General features: G+C 65.9%; 13 protein-coding genes. 1 reads left to right on the forward strand and 12 read right to left on the reverse strand.

Annotated features, from left to right (window positions below):
- Positions 1 to 286 precede the first annotated feature (286 nt).
- Entirely contained in the window at positions 287 to 1,045 is a 759-nt protein-coding gene (locus D3I60_RS03210) for a hypothetical protein (RefSeq protein ID WP_262774707.1), read from the forward strand.
- Between the two features lie 72 nt (positions 1,046 to 1,117).
- On the opposite strand, the gene D3I60_RS03215 is transcribed toward D3I60_RS03210, so the two are convergent.
- The 12 genes from D3I60_RS03215 to D3I60_RS03270 form a co-directional block, all read right to left on the reverse strand.
- Entirely contained in the window at positions 1,118 to 1,477 is a 360-nt protein-coding gene (locus D3I60_RS03215; protein WP_262774708.1) for a universal stress protein, read from the reverse strand.
- Positions 1,478 to 1,608: 131 nt separating this feature from the next.
- Positions 1,609 to 3,024: a sugar porter family MFS transporter gene (locus tag D3I60_RS03220; RefSeq protein WP_262774709.1), complete on the reverse strand. Its 1,416-nt coding sequence runs from the start codon at positions 3,022 to 3,024 to the stop codon at positions 1,609 to 1,611.
- Positions 3,025 to 3,225: 201 nt separating this feature from the next.
- Entirely contained in the window at positions 3,226 to 4,110 is an 885-nt protein-coding gene (locus D3I60_RS03225; RefSeq protein WP_262774710.1) for a sugar phosphate isomerase/epimerase family protein, read from the reverse strand.
- Between the two features lie 36 nt (positions 4,111 to 4,146).
- On the reverse strand, positions 4,147 to 5,175 hold the full coding sequence (locus tag D3I60_RS03230) for a Gfo/Idh/MocA family protein (protein ID WP_262774711.1): 1,029 nt from the start codon (positions 5,173 to 5,175) through the stop codon (positions 4,147 to 4,149).
- A gap of 30 nt (positions 5,176 to 5,205) precedes the next feature.
- Positions 5,206 to 6,120 carry a sugar phosphate isomerase/epimerase family protein gene (locus D3I60_RS03235; protein WP_262774712.1) on the reverse strand — a complete coding sequence of 305 codons (915 nt, stop codon included), beginning with the start codon at positions 6,118 to 6,120 and terminating at the stop codon, positions 5,206 to 5,208.
- A 94-nt stretch (positions 6,121 to 6,214) separates the two neighbouring features.
- Complete coding sequence (gene iolD, locus D3I60_RS03240) at positions 6,215 to 8,116, reverse strand: 3D-(3,5/4)-trihydroxycyclohexane-1,2-dione acylhydrolase (decyclizing) (protein WP_262774713.1); 1,902 nt, start codon at positions 8,114 to 8,116, stop codon at positions 6,215 to 6,217.
- A 1-nt stretch (position 8,117) separates the two neighbouring features.
- A complete protein-coding gene (iolB, locus tag D3I60_RS03245; RefSeq protein ID WP_262774714.1) occupies positions 8,118 to 9,131 on the reverse strand; it encodes a 5-deoxy-glucuronate isomerase in 1,014 nt (337 codons plus the stop codon).
- 3 nt (positions 9,132 to 9,134) lie between these two features.
- Complete coding sequence (locus D3I60_RS03250; RefSeq protein WP_440588555.1) at positions 9,135 to 10,028, reverse strand: class I fructose-bisphosphate aldolase; 894 nt, start codon at positions 10,026 to 10,028, stop codon at positions 9,135 to 9,137.
- Positions 10,029 to 10,090: 62 nt separating this feature from the next.
- Positions 10,091 to 11,107: a 5-dehydro-2-deoxygluconokinase gene (gene iolC / locus D3I60_RS03255; protein WP_262774716.1), complete on the reverse strand. Its 1,017-nt coding sequence runs from the start codon at positions 11,105 to 11,107 to the stop codon at positions 10,091 to 10,093.
- A gap of 183 nt (positions 11,108 to 11,290) precedes the next feature.
- Positions 11,291 to 12,058, reverse strand: coding sequence for a GntR family transcriptional regulator (locus tag D3I60_RS03260; protein WP_262774717.1), 768 nt, complete (start codon positions 12,056 to 12,058; stop codon positions 11,291 to 11,293).
- 169 nt (positions 12,059 to 12,227) lie between these two features.
- Positions 12,228 to 13,217: a sugar phosphate isomerase/epimerase family protein gene (locus D3I60_RS03265; RefSeq protein ID WP_262774718.1), complete on the reverse strand. Its 990-nt coding sequence runs from the start codon at positions 13,215 to 13,217 to the stop codon at positions 12,228 to 12,230.
- Complete coding sequence (locus tag D3I60_RS03270) at positions 13,214 to 14,398, reverse strand: Gfo/Idh/MocA family protein (RefSeq protein WP_262774719.1); 1,185 nt, start codon at positions 14,396 to 14,398, stop codon at positions 13,214 to 13,216. The genes D3I60_RS03265 and D3I60_RS03270 overlap by 4 nt, the downstream gene beginning before the upstream one ends.
- Between the last annotated feature and the right edge of the window lie 37 nt (positions 14,399 to 14,435).

Here is a 14,435-nt window from a genome sequence, read left to right on the forward strand (position 1 = left end):
CACTAGTGGTGACGCATCGCGGCGGAGGGGAAGAATGTTGACTGAGTCGTTATCCGAGATCAGAGCGCCGGAAATTGCACGAAGCTCCCAAACAGAAGGTTGGGGGTTCGAATCCCTCGTGGCGCACAGAAGGAGAGTCCCTCACCTGGCAGAATCGCCGGTGAGGGACTTTTTCGTGTGCCCGGAGTCAGGCCGATCTGATGGGCTGATGATGGGTTAATGACCAGAATGTGTGTACAGGATGGCCCGCTTGCCCAGTAGGCAGTAGGGCAGGACCGGGTTGAACATGACTACTGATCTGAAGGTTGGGGTTCTGTTGGGTGCTGAGATGAGGAAAGCCCGCCGTCACCGGGACGAGCTCGGTGAGGTCATCGAGGTGTTCGCCGACCGCCCAGGACCGAAGACGGTGACGGGGGTCGTCCTTGGGTGGGTGCTCTTCACAGCTCTGACATTCATCAACCCCGGGGAGACGCCGCTGGTGGCGATTGCTCCGGGCGTCATCTTCGCGGTGATGTTCGGTCTGATCCTTCTCTTTCTCTCGGGTGAGCGGCTCATTGTCTGCGAACGAGGGATCCTTGTCGGCTCCATTGCCCCGGGGATTCGTCCCTACGCCATTCCCTATCAGCAGATCACGCCCGGCAGCATTGCCGGGGTCGCCGGCGCGAACAGATATCTCAAAGAGGTCGGACTCCAGGGACAGATCGCGCAGTCGACCCTGCGAGCGTCCTGGTGGACGAAGAACGGTGTCCACTTCGTCGCCTGCTCGGCCGAGGATGCCAGGCGCGGACGCAGACGTTTCACGCTGGCCCTCGACCCGATTCCTCGGTCGATCGACGGCCGGTGGATCTGGTTTGCAGGGACAGGTCGGCAGTCCGCGAGGTCGGCGGTCGAGGTGATCGCTCAGGCCGCCTCGGCGGCGGGATATCCGCAGCTGGCCCAGGCCGCGCTCAACCGCGTAATCGTCGAGCTGACCGGCAACCCCGAGGACGCAGCACGCCAACTGCCCGGCCACCCTCCGGTCCACGGGGACGGGCGGTCGCGATAGGACAGCGATGTGGGAACGCGACCGTCGATTCGTTGAAACGACGGTCGCGTTGCCGGGCGGTCGACGGTGAGCTCAGTCCTTGACGGCGAGCACCGGGACCGGAGAGTCGAGGAGCAGTCTCTGGCTCACCGAGCCGATGAGCATCTTGCCGACCCGAGACCGGCGGCGCATCCCGATGACGAGACGTTCGACATCTGAACGTTCGTCGAGTTCGTCGAGGACCGCCTCGGCGGGATCACGATCGCCGCGGCCCTTACGGGCGACGACGGTATAGCTGATTCCGCTCTCGTCGAGCGCAGAGGTGTCGAATGACGCGGCGATGCCGAGCGGGACGATGACGAGATCGGTGTCGAAGAGTTCGGCTTCGGCGATGGCGGCGGTCAGCGCGGCCGCGCCTTCAGCTCGGTCAGTGACGGCGACGAGGATAGACATGATGGACTCCTTCGTGGGAGAGGTCTGACGGGGTAGTCGATGCTGCCGAAGCGGTGAACGACCGGAGGAACAGTGCCGGCGGACCGAATAGCTGCAAGGGAACGGATGGTTCCGGGTGGGGAGATGCCACGTCACTCACCGTACTTCGTGCGGAATTCGGCCTCGAGGTCTTCGAGCGTCTTGTTCCTGGTCTCGGGGACGAAGAAGTAGATGAACAGCAGTGCCAGAACACCGAGTCCTGCGAAGAGGAAGAAGGTGTTCGAGATGCCGAGTCCGCTGACAACGCTCGGGAAGAACTGAGCGACGGCGGCATTGGCGAGCCATAGAGCGAAGACGCAGATGCCCATGGCGAACGAGCGGATCTTCAGCGGGAAGATCTCGGCGAGCATGAGCCATACGAGCGGTCCCAGCGTTCCCTGCATGGAGAAGACGAACAGGATGACGAACACGAGGATCGCGTAGGCCTTGAACGTGCCGTCAGGCAGGAACACGGCCGAGAGGCCGATAAGCAGATGGAAAGAGCTGGTGAGGATGAACCCGCCAAGGAGCATGAACCGCCTCGGCAGGCGGTTGATGAGCATGATCCCGACGGTGACGCCGAGGACGGAGAAGAGTCCGTTGAACGTGTTCGCGATGATCGCGGCATCTGCGGAGAAGCCGGCATCGGTGAGCAGCTGGGTGCCGTAGTACATCACCGAATTGATACCGGTCAGCTGCTGAGCGACGCCGAGGCCGACGCCGATGAGGACGAGTCTGAGCACCCATTTCGAGGCGAGGTCCGACACCCCACCGGTTTTGGCGACTTCTTCCTGCTCAGCGAGGAGTTCGACCTCTCTCATTTCGGCCTCGGCACGTTCGTCGGACCGGACCTGTTTGAGGACCTCGAGCGCCTGACCATCGCGCTTCTTCGAAATCAGCCAACGCGGACTCTCCGGCAGGAAGATCATGCCCACAAGCAGTGCGATTGCCGGCAGCACGGCGACGGCGAGCATATAGCGCCACACATGATCGTGTTCACCCCATACGTTGAAGATGACCGCATTGATGACGAAGGCCGCGAACTGACCGACGACGATCATCACCTCATTGCGGGTCACGAGTGATCCGCGTTTCTCAAACGGTGCGAGTTCGGCCAGATAGACCGGTACCGTCGTCGAAGCCGCGCCGACCGCCAGGCCGAGGAAGAACCGGGCTCCAGCGAGGAACTGCCAGTTCGGTGCCAACGAACACGCCAGAGTTCCGACGATGAAGAACATCGCCAGAAGGATGATGTTCGATCGTCGCCCGAAGGCGTCGGAGAGACGTCCGCCGGCGACTGCGCCGAAGGCGGCTCCGATGGTGAGGAAGCTGACGACGAGGCCCTCGGTCCGCGGAGTCAGTCCGAAGTCGTGCGTCAGCGGTTCGAGGGCGCCGTTGACGACTCCGGTGTCGTAGCCGAACAGCAGGCCGCCGAACGTGGCGACGACGGCGATGATGCCCAGGCGTGAGGTGTGGGGACCCCTGGTGTCGGGCGGAAGTTCCACCAGCGATTTCACTTGATCGCTCATGGCGTTCACTCTCCTTTGAATGATTCTCAATCGTTCCGCCGCGGTAGCGCTGAATTGCGGCGCGACGGGGGAGCCGCACCACGTCGTGGCGGTGCGGTTGAGGTTGGCTATTCAGTAGTGGTGCGGATGGTGCGCTTATGTGGTTCGATCAGTGGGTACGAGCCAGCCCGACGACGCGGGGTCGGCTCGGTGCTGCGATTGTCAGACTGTCGGACCTCCCTGCTCTCTGATCAGGTCATCGATTCGTCGCTTCTGAAAGCGGCTGACTGACTCGTTGTTCTCGTTCTCGGCAAAGACGTTGGACACGATGAGGGACTCCGGAAGGTCGAGGAAACCCGTCCGCTGCAATGCGGCGAAGAGTCCGTCGAAGTCGACGTCGCCGTCTCCGACCTTGAGATGCTGGTGCACTCTCGCCGAGGTGGTCGGCGGATTCGCGATGTACCGCAGCCCGTGTGAGGCCCGGTGATCGTAGGCATCGGAGATGTAGACCGCGCGGAGCCGTGGCCCGAGTTCGTCCGCGAGAGTATCGAGGCAGTCACCGTAGTGGAAGGTGTGCGGGGCGACGTAGACGAAGCCGATGGCGTCGGAGTCGAGGCCGCGCAGGACCCGCCACGCCTCGTGCCCGTCTTCGACGAAGTCATCGGGGTGAGGGTCGAAGTTGAGCTCCATCCCCTCCTTCTCGATGATCGGCAGCAGCTCGTCCATCGACCTGTAGAACGACTCCTCGGAGTCTTCGAACGACTCGGGCCTGCCGCTGAACTCGGTGTTGATGGTCCTCACGCCGAGGTCGACGGCGATCTCGATGACGCGGCGGAAGTTCTTCACCGCCGCGGTCCGCTTGGCCTCATCCGGCCAGGCGATCCGCTGCACCGGCAGCAGCGCCGGGACGGAGATGCCGGCGGCGTCGACGGCCTGCTTGAAGCGCCGAATGAGATCGCGGTCCATCTTCGGGTACCGGAAGTGGGTGGCGAAGTCCGGGTGCGGGGTCAGCTGCAAGTGCTCGAACCCGAGGTCCGCAGTCGCGGCTGGGAAGTCGAGCAGCCGGTGCGTATGGTGCAGCGGCGTGGGATCGTAGGCGATCTTCATGAAAGCTCCAGATGATCTGGTGAGGTGAGCGGTCGGTCAGCGGTAGAAAGCAGGGGTGTCGGGAATGTCGAGAGTGCGCGGCTTCCCATCGAGCAGTGAGGCGACGCCCTCCTCGCAGGCCACGGCCACTTTGTACCCGTCCCACGCCGAGGGGCCGGCGATGGTTCCCTGCCGCGCGGCATCGACCCATGTCTGCACCTGGTTGTCGTAGGCCGTGGCGAAGCGAGTGGTGAAGTCGGCGTGCTCGGCAACACCGGACCGTCCCTGATGCCACAGCTGCATACCGTGGGACTCTCCGATCCGGGCGATGCCGGAGTCGAAGACCGCCTCGGTGGTCACCTGGTAGCCGAACTGGATGCTCACGTTCATCTCGAGATCGACGAGCGTTCCGTTCTCGAGCTCCATGAGGACCAGGATCGGCTCCTTGAGCCGTTCGGGAGTCAGTCGATTGCGGCGGGCGTGTTTGACCTCGAGGCCGACGATCGGCGAGCCGGCCAGCCACGGCACGACATCGAACTCGTGGACGACGGAGTCGTTGATGAGTGATTCCTGCTGATATGAGTCGGGCACCGCCGGATTGCGGTGAGCGCAGCGGAGCATGAGCAGCTCACCGGCCTGCTCGTTCGCGACGAGTTCCCGCAGCTGCCGGTATTCGGGGTCGAAGCGGCGCATGAAGCCGACCTGGATGAGCTGACTGCCGGTGGTCTGTTCAGCCTCGAGGACCCGCCAGGACGATTCCGGATCCGTCGTCAGGGGCTTCTCGCAGAGGATCGGAAGGCCGGCGGAGAGGCAGGGCAGGAGAACCTGCTCGTGGAGGAATCCGGGGGTGGCGATGAGAACTCCGTCGACAGCGCCCTCGTCGAGAGCGTCTTCGATGCGGGCGTATCCCTTGGCACCTGGTGCGTCCTCCAGCGCCGAGGCGCGCCTGACCTCATCGGGGTCGACGATGGCAGAGACCCTGGCTCCGCTGGTCGTCGAGGTGATGCGCTTGACGTGGTCGGCTCCCATCATGCCTGCGCCGACGACGCCGACGCGGAAGTCTCGTGGTTGGGCGGAATCGTTCACTGTCACTCCTGTGTGTTCGTGGTCTGATGGTCAGCGGTCGACGACCGCGGCTGATGTCGAGCCGAGGATGGTCTCCAGGGTGCGCTGAGCGATCGGGAACGGAGCGTCGACGCTGCAGCCGAACATGTCCTGTTCGACGATGGCGAAGGTATTCTCGTCAAGGGCGGCGACGGCCTCGATGATCGGGTCGAGAGGCGGGATCCCCTGGTCGGGTTCGACCATGATCCCCTCGGCGACAGCGTCACCGAACGGGGTATCGGACTTGAGAACGTCGAAGATCTTCACCGGGTCGACCTGCTTGAGGTGGAGGTACCCGATCCGGGACGGGTGATCGTTGATGAGCTTGAGGTTGTCTCCGCCGTAGTAGGAGAAGTGTCCGGTGTCGAGGCAGAGGTTCGTGAATCGTTCGTCAGTGAGCTCGAGGAAGCGTTCGACCTCCGAATGTGTGCCGACGTGGGAGTCTGCGTGGGAATGGAACTGCTGATGGAGACCGTATTCTTCGTACAGCGCCTTGCCGAGTGCGTCGTGCCCGGCGGCCATTCGCGACCACTGTTCGTCGTCGAGGATGCGAGGCTCGAGGGCCTGACCGGTCGTGTCCGAGCGCCACAGGTCGGGGATGACGACGATGTGCTCGCCTCCGAGACCGGCGGTCAGCGCCGCGACTGCTTCGGCCTGCTTCCAGGCACGGTCGAACTGGTCATCGGTCTTGTGGAATCCCGTGAACACGGTCCCGCCGGAAAGCTTTAGCCCGCGGCTGCCGAGCTCTTCGCGCAGCTGATCGGGGTCTGTCGGCAGGTAGCCGTAGGGGCCGAGTTCTATCCAGGTGTAGCCGGCCTCGACCACCTCGTCGAGAAAACGCTGCCAGGGAACCTGGCCGGAGTGGTCGGGCAGCCAGACTCCCCAGGAGTCGGGAGCGGTGCCGATGCGAAGCGACGGCGTTGTCATGGGTGATTCCTTGGTGTCGGTGGTGTTGTTCTGAATCGAGGGCGGGGCCGCGTCTCGAATCGGCTTGCGTGATGTGCAGGTGACCTGAACGCGGTCAGAGCAGCGGTCGCTGTGTGCTGCGCTCCTCCTCGTAGGCGGCGCGGGCGTCCTGGGTCTCGGGCATCGTCGAGGCGGCGGCGACGGGCACGTCCCACCAGCCCTCGCCGTTGGGGGCGTAGACCAAAGGGTCGGAGTTGATGTGGATGAGCGTCGAGGTCTCGGCGGCACGGGCCGCTTCGACCGCCTCGGCGAGTCGGGTGCTCGCGGACGGCCCGGGGTCGATCTCGACGACATCGATGCCGTAGGAGCGGGCGTTCGCGGCGAGGTCGACGGGCAGGATCTCGTCGGTGCGGAACTCGGGAGATTCGCCGTCGTACTTCCGGTACCAGGTGCCGAACCGCGGTGCGCCGACCGTCTCGGACAGGTGCCCGATCGAGGCATAGCCGTGGTTCTGGACGAGGACGACGACGAGCTTGAGTCCTTCGGCTACAGCGGTGACGAGCTCAGTGTGGAGCATAAGGTAGGAGCCGTCTCCGACCATGACGACGACGTCCCGGTCATCGCCAGCGGCGTCGATGGCCCGCCGCACGCCCAGGCCGCCGGCGATCTCGTAGCCCATGCACGAGAACGCGTATTCGACGTGATAGCCGAGCGCATCGCGGGTCCGCCAGAGTTTCTGCAGGTCACCGGGCAGTGAGCCCGCGGCCTGGACGACGACGTCGCGTGCGCCCGTGGCGCGGTTGACGGCCCCGATGATCTCGGGTTGGCCCGGCAGCTCCGTGTCGGTGAGAGCGGTGGAGGCGTCGACCTCGGCGACCCAGCCGGCCTTCTCGGTTTCGACCTTCCGGCTGTGCGCAGTGCTGACCCGGAAGCCGCCGAGGCGCTCGCCCAGACCCAGCAGACCGGATCGGGCATCGGCGACGATCGGATAGCGGCTGCCGTGCTTGTACGCGTCGAAGCTCGCGACGTTGAGGTTGACGAAGCTCGCCTCGGGATGGGCGAAGGCCGTGCGGCTCGACGTCGTGAAATCGCTGTAGCGGGTGCCCACGCCGATGATCACGTCCGCCGAGGCGGCGATGCGGTTGGCCGCGGCCGATCCCGTGGCGCCGACCCCGCCGAGGTTGAGCGGATGATCGTGATCGAGGACTCCGCCCCCGGCCTGGGTGGTGGCCACGGGAATGCCGGTCGCCTCGGCGAAGGACCTGAGTTCGTCCTCGGCCTCGGAGTAGAGGACTCCGCCGCCGGCGATGATGAGCGGTTCCTTAGCATTGCGGATTGCCTCGACCGCACGGTCGAGCGGTCCGGGCTCGGGCAGTGGGCGGCGGATGTGCCATTCGCGTTCGGTGAGGAACTCATCGGGGACCTCGATGAGCTCGGCCTGGACGTCCTCGGGCAGGGCGATGGTCACGGCACCCGTCTCGGCAGGATCGGTGAGCACACGCATCGCGGCAAGCGCGATGGAGAAGAGCTGTTCGGGACGGTCGACGCGGTCGAAGAAGCGCGAGAGCGGCCGGAACGCGTCCGTGACCTGCAGCGACGTGTCGTGCGGATGTTCGAGCTGCTGGAGGACGGGATCGGCGACGCGGGTGGCGAAGGTGTCCGAGGGCAGGAGGAGGACCGGCATGCGGTTGGCCGTGGCCAGGGCCGCGCCGGTGAGCATGTTCGCAGCACCGGGACCCACCGAGGCGGCCGCGGCGAAGGTCGAGCGACGGCGATTCATCCGCGCATAGCCCACTGCTTGGTGGACCATGGCCTGTTCGTTGCGACCCTGGTGGTAGGGCATGGCGATGGGGTCCTCGTGGCCGAGCTGGCGCAGAGCCTGACCGATGCCCGCGACGTTGCCGTGTCCGAAGATGCCGAAGGTGCCGGCGATGGCCCGCTGCCGGTTGTCACCGTCGACGGTGTACTGGCGCGACAGGAAGGTCATGAGAGCCTGGGCGACCGTCATCGTGGTCATGTCACTTCTCCTTCGAAGTCTCAGAGTCATCGGCTGCCGATCCGGTGGAGTCGCTGGTGTAGGGCAGGCGGGAGTCGAATTCGAGCGCCTCCCACTCCTCGCGCACCCAGCCGTGGGCGGGGTCGTCGCTGATGAGCCACACGCGTTCCTCGTCGGGTCCGGCCATGACGTTGAGGTAGTAGTTGTCGTAGCCGGGGGCGGCCGCCAGCGGACCGTGGTAGCCGTAGGGGACGAGCGCGATATCGCCGGTGCGCACCGTCGCCGAGGTGGTGATCTCTCCCGCGCCCGACGAGTAGGTCGAGAACAGGGAGAACGGATCGGCCTCTGCCGGAGCTTTCGATCCCCGGGAGACCGCTGTCTCGAAGTAGTAGATCTCCTCGAGTCGGGACTCGGAGCCCGGGATCGCCTCGTCGTGCTTGTGCGGGGGATAGGACGACCAGTTGCCGCCGGGAGTGATGACCTCGCAGGCGATGATCTTCACGCAGTCGAGCCCGGCAGGGGTCGCGAAGTTGTGGACCTGGCGACTCGAGATCCCCGATCCGCGCAGTTCGACGGGAACCTCGGCGGCGGGCAATAACTGGACAGGGCGAGTCTCGGTGGTGGGCGCCTCGGCGATGGCGATCCGACCGGCGGTCGAGGACAGGGTCGCGCGCGCTCCTGTGGGCAGGTAGAGGCAGTCGGCAGGGCCGTGGAAGACCGAGGCCCGACCGGTCAGCGACTGGCTGCCGGCGCTGCCGTCGGACAGTGTGTATTCGACAGTGAAGGATTCACCGGCGAGGGGGACGAGGACCCGTTCGACCGCGACTGCCGGCAGGTCGATGGAGGTGGGGTTCTGCTCATTGGGCGAGGCGGCCAGGTCCGCGCGCGGTGCGGACGGGATGGCGAGCGCGGAGACGTCGCCCAAGGTCACGGACCGGAATCCGGTGTGAGCCCAGCCGTCGATATCGGCGTCGACGACGGAGTCGAAACCATCGCGAGCGAGGCGGCCGGCAGGGTGGAACCATTCGTTGATCATGCCTCAGATCCTCTCCTGTCCGTGCACGAGCGCGGCGGCGCGGTCGACGGCCGAGATGACGTCTCCGTCGGCGGGATAGATGATCGAACGACCGATGACGAGCCCGCGCACGCCGGGCAGGGCAAGCGCGTTCTCCCAGCTGCGGAAGGTCGCCTCGGGGTCGTCCGAGCGCTCGCCGCCGAGGAGGAGCGTCGGCAGCGTGGTCGCGGCCATGACCCTTTCCATGTCGTCGACGACGGGGATCTTCAGCCACGTATGAGTCGAGGTGGCGCCGAGCCCCTGAGCGATGCCGATCGAGTTGATGACCGCTTCGGGGGTGAGTCGGTTGCGCACCTTTCCGTCGACCCATTCGTTCATGAACGGTTCGAGCATGACGGGAATCCCCGCTTCGGCGCAGGCATCGACGGCGCGGGCATTCGCTTCGAGCGCCGAGGCGGTGGCTGGGTCGCCGAGGTTGATGCGTAGCAGAGTCTTCGCGAGGTCGATGCCGTCGCGAGCCATCTGTTCCACGGAATGTCCGGTGAAGCGGTCGTCGATCTCGAAGGACGACCCGGCGAGGCCCCCACGGTTCATGGAACCGACGGCAAGTTTGCCGTCGAGGTGGCCGAGGAAGGCGAGGTCGTCGAGGATTTCCGCGGTTGCGAGCACTCCGTCGACGCCGGGGCGTGAGAGTGCGGTGGCCAGGCGGGTGACGAGTTCGGCTCGGTCGGCCATCGCCAGGGCGTCGTCGCCGACCTTCATGGCTCCGCGGGCCGGGTGATCGGCGGCGACGATGAAGAGGCGGGAATCATCGCCGGCGATGGTGCGGCGGGAGCGGGACTGCCAGGCGTGGGTGATCGCGCCGGGGTCGGTGAAGCGGGCCTCACGGAGTGCGGCGACGGCATCGGCGCTCACGATGGGACTCGGGGCCGTTGAGGCGGAAGCCGTGGTCGGGGTCTGTGCGGTGGTGGCGTCGGTGGTCACGAGCGGTCCCCCTTCGCACCGGCCCCGACGGCGGCGGAGTCGGTGGGTTCACCGATGACGGCGGTGATCTCCTCGGCGGTCGGCATCGCGGTCGAGCATTCGCGGCGCGTGGCGACGATGGCGCCGGCGACATTGGCGAAGCGCAGCAGGTACTCGAGGTCCCATCCGGCGAGCAGACCTCGGCACAGAGCACCTCCGAAGCCGTCTCCGGCGCCGAGGCCGTTGACGACCTGGACGGGATAGGGCGGGACTTCGACGCGCTCGTCTGCGGTCTTCGCGAGAACTCCCTTCGGCCCCTGCTTGACGATCGCGAGTTCGACCCCGCGCTCGAGCAGGGCATCGGCTGCGCGTTCGGGGTCTGTCTCGCCGACGGCGATCTCGCACTCTTCGCGGTTGCCGACGGCCACGGTGACGTGCTCGAGGGCACGGGCCACCTCGGTGTGAGCGACTTCTGGAGAATCCCAGAACATCGGGCGGTAGTCGAGGTCGAGGACGGTGTGCTCGGCACGGCCTCGGGCAGCCCACGCGGCGTGGTGAGTTCCGCGGCTGGGTTCGACGCTCAGCCCGGTGACGGTGGCCCAGAAGATCTTCGCCGAGGCGATCGCATCACGGTCGAGGTCTGCTTCGGTGAGGTCGAGGTCCGGGGCTTTGGGATCGCGGTAGAAGTAGAGCGGGAAATCATCGGGTGGGAAGATCTCGCAGAAGGTCACAGGGGTGTTGAAGGCTGGGTTCGTGGTGACCCAGCGGTTGTCGACGCCGAGGCGGGCGACCTCATTGCGGAGGTACCGGCCGAAGGGATCGTCGCCGGTAGCGGTGATGATGGCGGAGTCGACGCCGTGCTTGGCGGCAGCGACCGCGACGTTCGTGGCCGAGCCGCCGAGGTACTTGCCGAAGGACTCGACGTCCTCGAGGCCGACGGAGTCCTGGAGGGGATAGATATCGACGCCGATGCGCCCGATGGTGATGAGGTCGAACGGTTCGGTGCGAGGTGCCGGGGTCGGCGAGGAGGTCATGAGGAGCCATCCTTCTCTACGGCGGCGATGCCGTAACGATTATTTGTTAGGACAAAGTATTTGTCATGACAATAGCATTGTTCGTGGGCGCCGTCACCCTCTGATCCGAAAATTTTCGCGGGGTGGGTACGGCGGTGACGCGCGGGTGTGACGGCGCGGCAGCGCGATGCAGACAGGCGCGCCTCAGCGTGAGACGAGAGTCGTTTCGAAGGAGTAGAGGTCCGGTCGGTAGCAGTGGTCGCCCCACTCGATGATGTTGCCGGAATGATCGAGGGCTGTGCGGTTCATCGTCAGCAGGGGAGAGCCCGGATCGATCTGGAGCAGCTCCGCCTCGGTGTCCTCCGCAGCCTTCGCGCCGATGCGCTGCTGGGCGATCGAGAATACGACGCCGCGCGAGCGCAGGGTCGCGTATAGTCCCGTGCTCACGAGTTCGTCGGCGGTGATGTCGGTGAAGGGCGCGGGAAGCACGTTGTGCAGCACTGCCAAGGGCGTCGTTCCGACAATGCGCAGGCGACGCAGGTGGAGGCTGGGGGTGCCGATGGGCACGCTGAGCCGTTCGGCGGTGTCGGAATCGGCGGCCTCGACGCGGTGGGACAGAACGACGGTCGAGGGCGGGTTCCCGGACTTCTCGAGGTCTTCGAAGAGGCTCGTAAGGTCGACGGGGCGGGCGACCGGTCGCTGGATGACCTGGGTGCCGATGCCGCGCCGGCGCACAAGCAGCCCTTTGTCGACGAGGTCCTGGATGGCCTGTCGGATGGTCGGTCGCGACAGGCCGATGCGCTTGGCCATCGTAACTTCGTTCTCGAACCGAGTTCCGGCCACAAGTTCGCCGGTCGCGATCGCTGCCTCGAGTTTGCGGGCGATCTGGACATAGAGCGGCACGGCTCCGGGGGAGCGGTCGAGGGGACCGAAGAACTCCGCGGGGAGTTCGGTCTCGGGTTCGCGTGCCATAGGCTCCTGCCTCGTCGGGGGATCTGACTCGAGCTTACTCGGCCAGGCGGGGTCCGGGGGCGGTGACCCGCGCGGGTCACCGCCCCCGGACTGGGCGCATCGCTGTCGCTCGGACGTGATGCACTGTGCGGGGATCGCCCGTCGCACTGGGGTCGACTGTGCTGCGGACTCACACGTTGTGCGCGGCCGTGAGCAGCACCTTGGCGGCGGTCTGCAGTCCTTCGATCCGTCCGAGGGACTCGTCCTCGTGTTCGATGTGCACGGCCATATTCGGATCGACTCGGGCCAGCGCGGCGACGAATCGGTTCCAGAAGTCCTGGTCGTGGCCTTTGCCGAGCGCCACGAAATCCCATGCGGAGCCTTCGGGCCATGCGCTGATCGCCGCCCCGCCGCGGATGTTCGTGATCCGGTCTCCGGTGAAGCGGGTGTGGCGGTCGTCGAGGACGCCGTGGATCCTCGCGGCGTCGTTGATGCGCACGTCCTTGGCCGCGGCGTGGACGACGAGCTCGCCGAGGTGGTCGACCGCAGCGACCGGATCGATGCCCTGCCAGAAGAGGTGGGAGGGGTCCATCTCCGCACCGAGGTTCGTCGCGCCGATGGTCTCGACGAGGCGTTCGAGCGTGGCTGGGTTGAAGACGAGGTTGTGCGGGTGCATCTCGATCGCTATCTGCACGCCGTTGTCGGCGGCGAGCCGGTCGAGCTCACGCCAGACCGGAGCCGCGGCCTCCCACTGGGCATCGCGTATGTCGAGGAGAGAAGACTCCCAGGGGTTGACGATCCAACTCGGCGTCGTCGCGGACGAGTCCGCCCCCGGCAGTCCCGACATCGTCACGACGCGGGTCTGCCCGAGACGATCCGCGACCTTGATCGCTCGCTCGATGTCGGACAGAGTCGGAGGACCGATCTCCGGATTGGGATGGAGGGGATTGCCGTTGGCGTTGAGGCCCGCCAGCTCGACCCCTGCCTCGGCGAAGACGCCGAGGTAGTCATCACGAGCAGCGTCCGAGGTGAGGATGTCGTCGATCGTGGGCATATGGATGGGCGGGAGGAACCCGCCGACGTTGATCTCGGCTGCGTCGAGTCCGAGCTCCTTGATGACGGTGAGTGCTTCGGGCAGCGGTCGATCGTGGAGGATGGCCGTGTACACGCCGTACTTCATGCTGCGACCTCCTTCGCGGCTCCGTTGTCGCCAGCCGAAGCGATGACGGCGTCACGGACCTGGAGCGCGTGCAGGCCCTCCGAGAAGTGGGCACAGCGCGGTAGGGAATCAGCCTGAGGGCGACCAGCGACCTCGTCGAGGAAGGCGCGCGCTTGGAAGACGAAGCCGTCGTTCTGGCCGACACCGACACCGGGAGCGGCCATGGCGAGACCGTCGGCGATATAGGGGTGTTCGGGGCCGAGTTGGATCGTCGTCAGTCCGGTCGCGGCGTGCCCGTCGACGGTCTGGTTGAGCACGATCTGGCCCGGGAAGCGGAAGTCGAAGCTGGCCGAGCCGTTGGTGCAGAAGACTTCGACGCCGAGGCTGTTGGGATGGCCTGCGGCGATGCGGGAGACCTGGAGGACGCCGGATCCGGTGGGGAATTCGACGCCGAAGGCAGCGTAGTCGTCATTGCCGACAGGCTCGAATTCGTCGCTGACTTCGACATGGTCGTGGCCGACGACGTGGCCGAGCGGCAGCGGGCGGGAGGTGATCGCGGTGTGGAAGCGACCGCCCGAGACCGAGCTGATGGGGCCGGCGAGGAATTCGACGGTGTCGGTCAGGTGGCTGCCGACGTCAGCGAGTGCGCCGCTGCCGAGCTCGCCTTTGTAGCGCCAACTCATCGGGGCTGTGGGGGAGCAGGCATAGTCCGTCCAGTACCAGGCGTTGACGTGGTGGACCTCGCCGAGGGTGCCGTCATTGATGAGGTCTCGGATGGCGGCCAGGCCGGGAGAGCGACGGTAGGTGAAGCCGAGGCGGGCGATCGAAGCGGCGCTGTCGGCGGCGGCGACCATGGCGCGAGCGTCATCGACGGTGTCGGTCAGGGGCTTTTCGCAGAGGACATGCTTGCCGGCTGCGAGCAGCGCCTCGACGATCTCCTTGTGGAGTGAGTTCGCGACGACGACGCTGACGATGTCGATATCGTCAGCATTGACGATGTTCTGCCAGTCCGTGTCGTGGCGGGAGAAGCCGTATCGGGCGGCCGTGGCGGCGGCGAGATCGCCTGCGAGGTCGCAGACGGAGACGAGTTCGAGTTCCGGCAGTTCGCCGGTGCCGACTGTGGGGGCGGCGCGCCAGGCCGAAGCGTGGGCTCGACCGGCCATTCCGGCTCCGATGACAGCGATTCCGAGGCGCTGCGGCATGATGGTTCTCCTTCGAATGCAGGGGGTCGGTATTGGA

It is taken from the genome of Brevibacterium permense (genome assembly GCF_025506275.1).
In the GTDB taxonomy this organism is placed as follows: Bacteria; Actinomycetota; Actinomycetes; order Actinomycetales; family Brevibacteriaceae; genus Brevibacterium; species Brevibacterium permense_A.

What these genes read in the sequence shown, in the direction of transcription:
- D3I60_RS03210 (WP_262774707.1), top strand. Translation starts at nt 287, where the DNA reads ATGACTACTGATCTGAAGGTTGGGGTTCTGTTGGGTGCTGAGATGAGG.
- D3I60_RS03215 (WP_262774708.1), bottom strand. Translation starts at nt 1,477, where the DNA reads ATGTCTATCCTCGTCGCCGTCACTGACCGAGCTGAAGGCGCGGCCGCG.
- D3I60_RS03220 (WP_262774709.1), bottom strand. Translation starts at nt 3,024, where the DNA reads ATGAGCGATCAAGTGAAATCGCTGGTGGAACTTCCGCCCGACACCAGG.
- D3I60_RS03225 (WP_262774710.1), bottom strand. Translation starts at nt 4,110, where the DNA reads ATGAAGATCGCCTACGATCCCACGCCGCTGCACCATACGCACCGGCTG.
- D3I60_RS03235 (WP_262774712.1), bottom strand. Translation starts at nt 6,120, where the DNA reads ATGACAACGCCGTCGCTTCGCATCGGCACCGCTCCCGACTCCTGGGGA.
- iolD (WP_262774713.1), bottom strand. Translation starts at nt 8,116, where the DNA reads ATGACCACGATGACGGTCGCCCAGGCTCTCATGACCTTCCTGTCGCGC.
- iolB (WP_262774714.1), bottom strand. Translation starts at nt 9,131, where the DNA reads ATGATCAACGAATGGTTCCACCCTGCCGGCCGCCTCGCTCGCGATGGT.
- iolC (WP_262774716.1), bottom strand. Translation starts at nt 11,107, where the DNA reads ATGACCTCCTCGCCGACCCCGGCACCTCGCACCGAACCGTTCGACCTC.
- D3I60_RS03260 (WP_262774717.1), bottom strand. Translation starts at nt 12,058, where the DNA reads ATGGCACGCGAACCCGAGACCGAACTCCCCGCGGAGTTCTTCGGTCCC.
- D3I60_RS03265 (WP_262774718.1), bottom strand. Translation starts at nt 13,217, where the DNA reads ATGAAGTACGGCGTGTACACGGCCATCCTCCACGATCGACCGCTGCCC.
- D3I60_RS03270 (WP_262774719.1), bottom strand. Translation starts at nt 14,398, where the DNA reads ATGCCGCAGCGCCTCGGAATCGCTGTCATCGGAGCCGGAATGGCCGGT.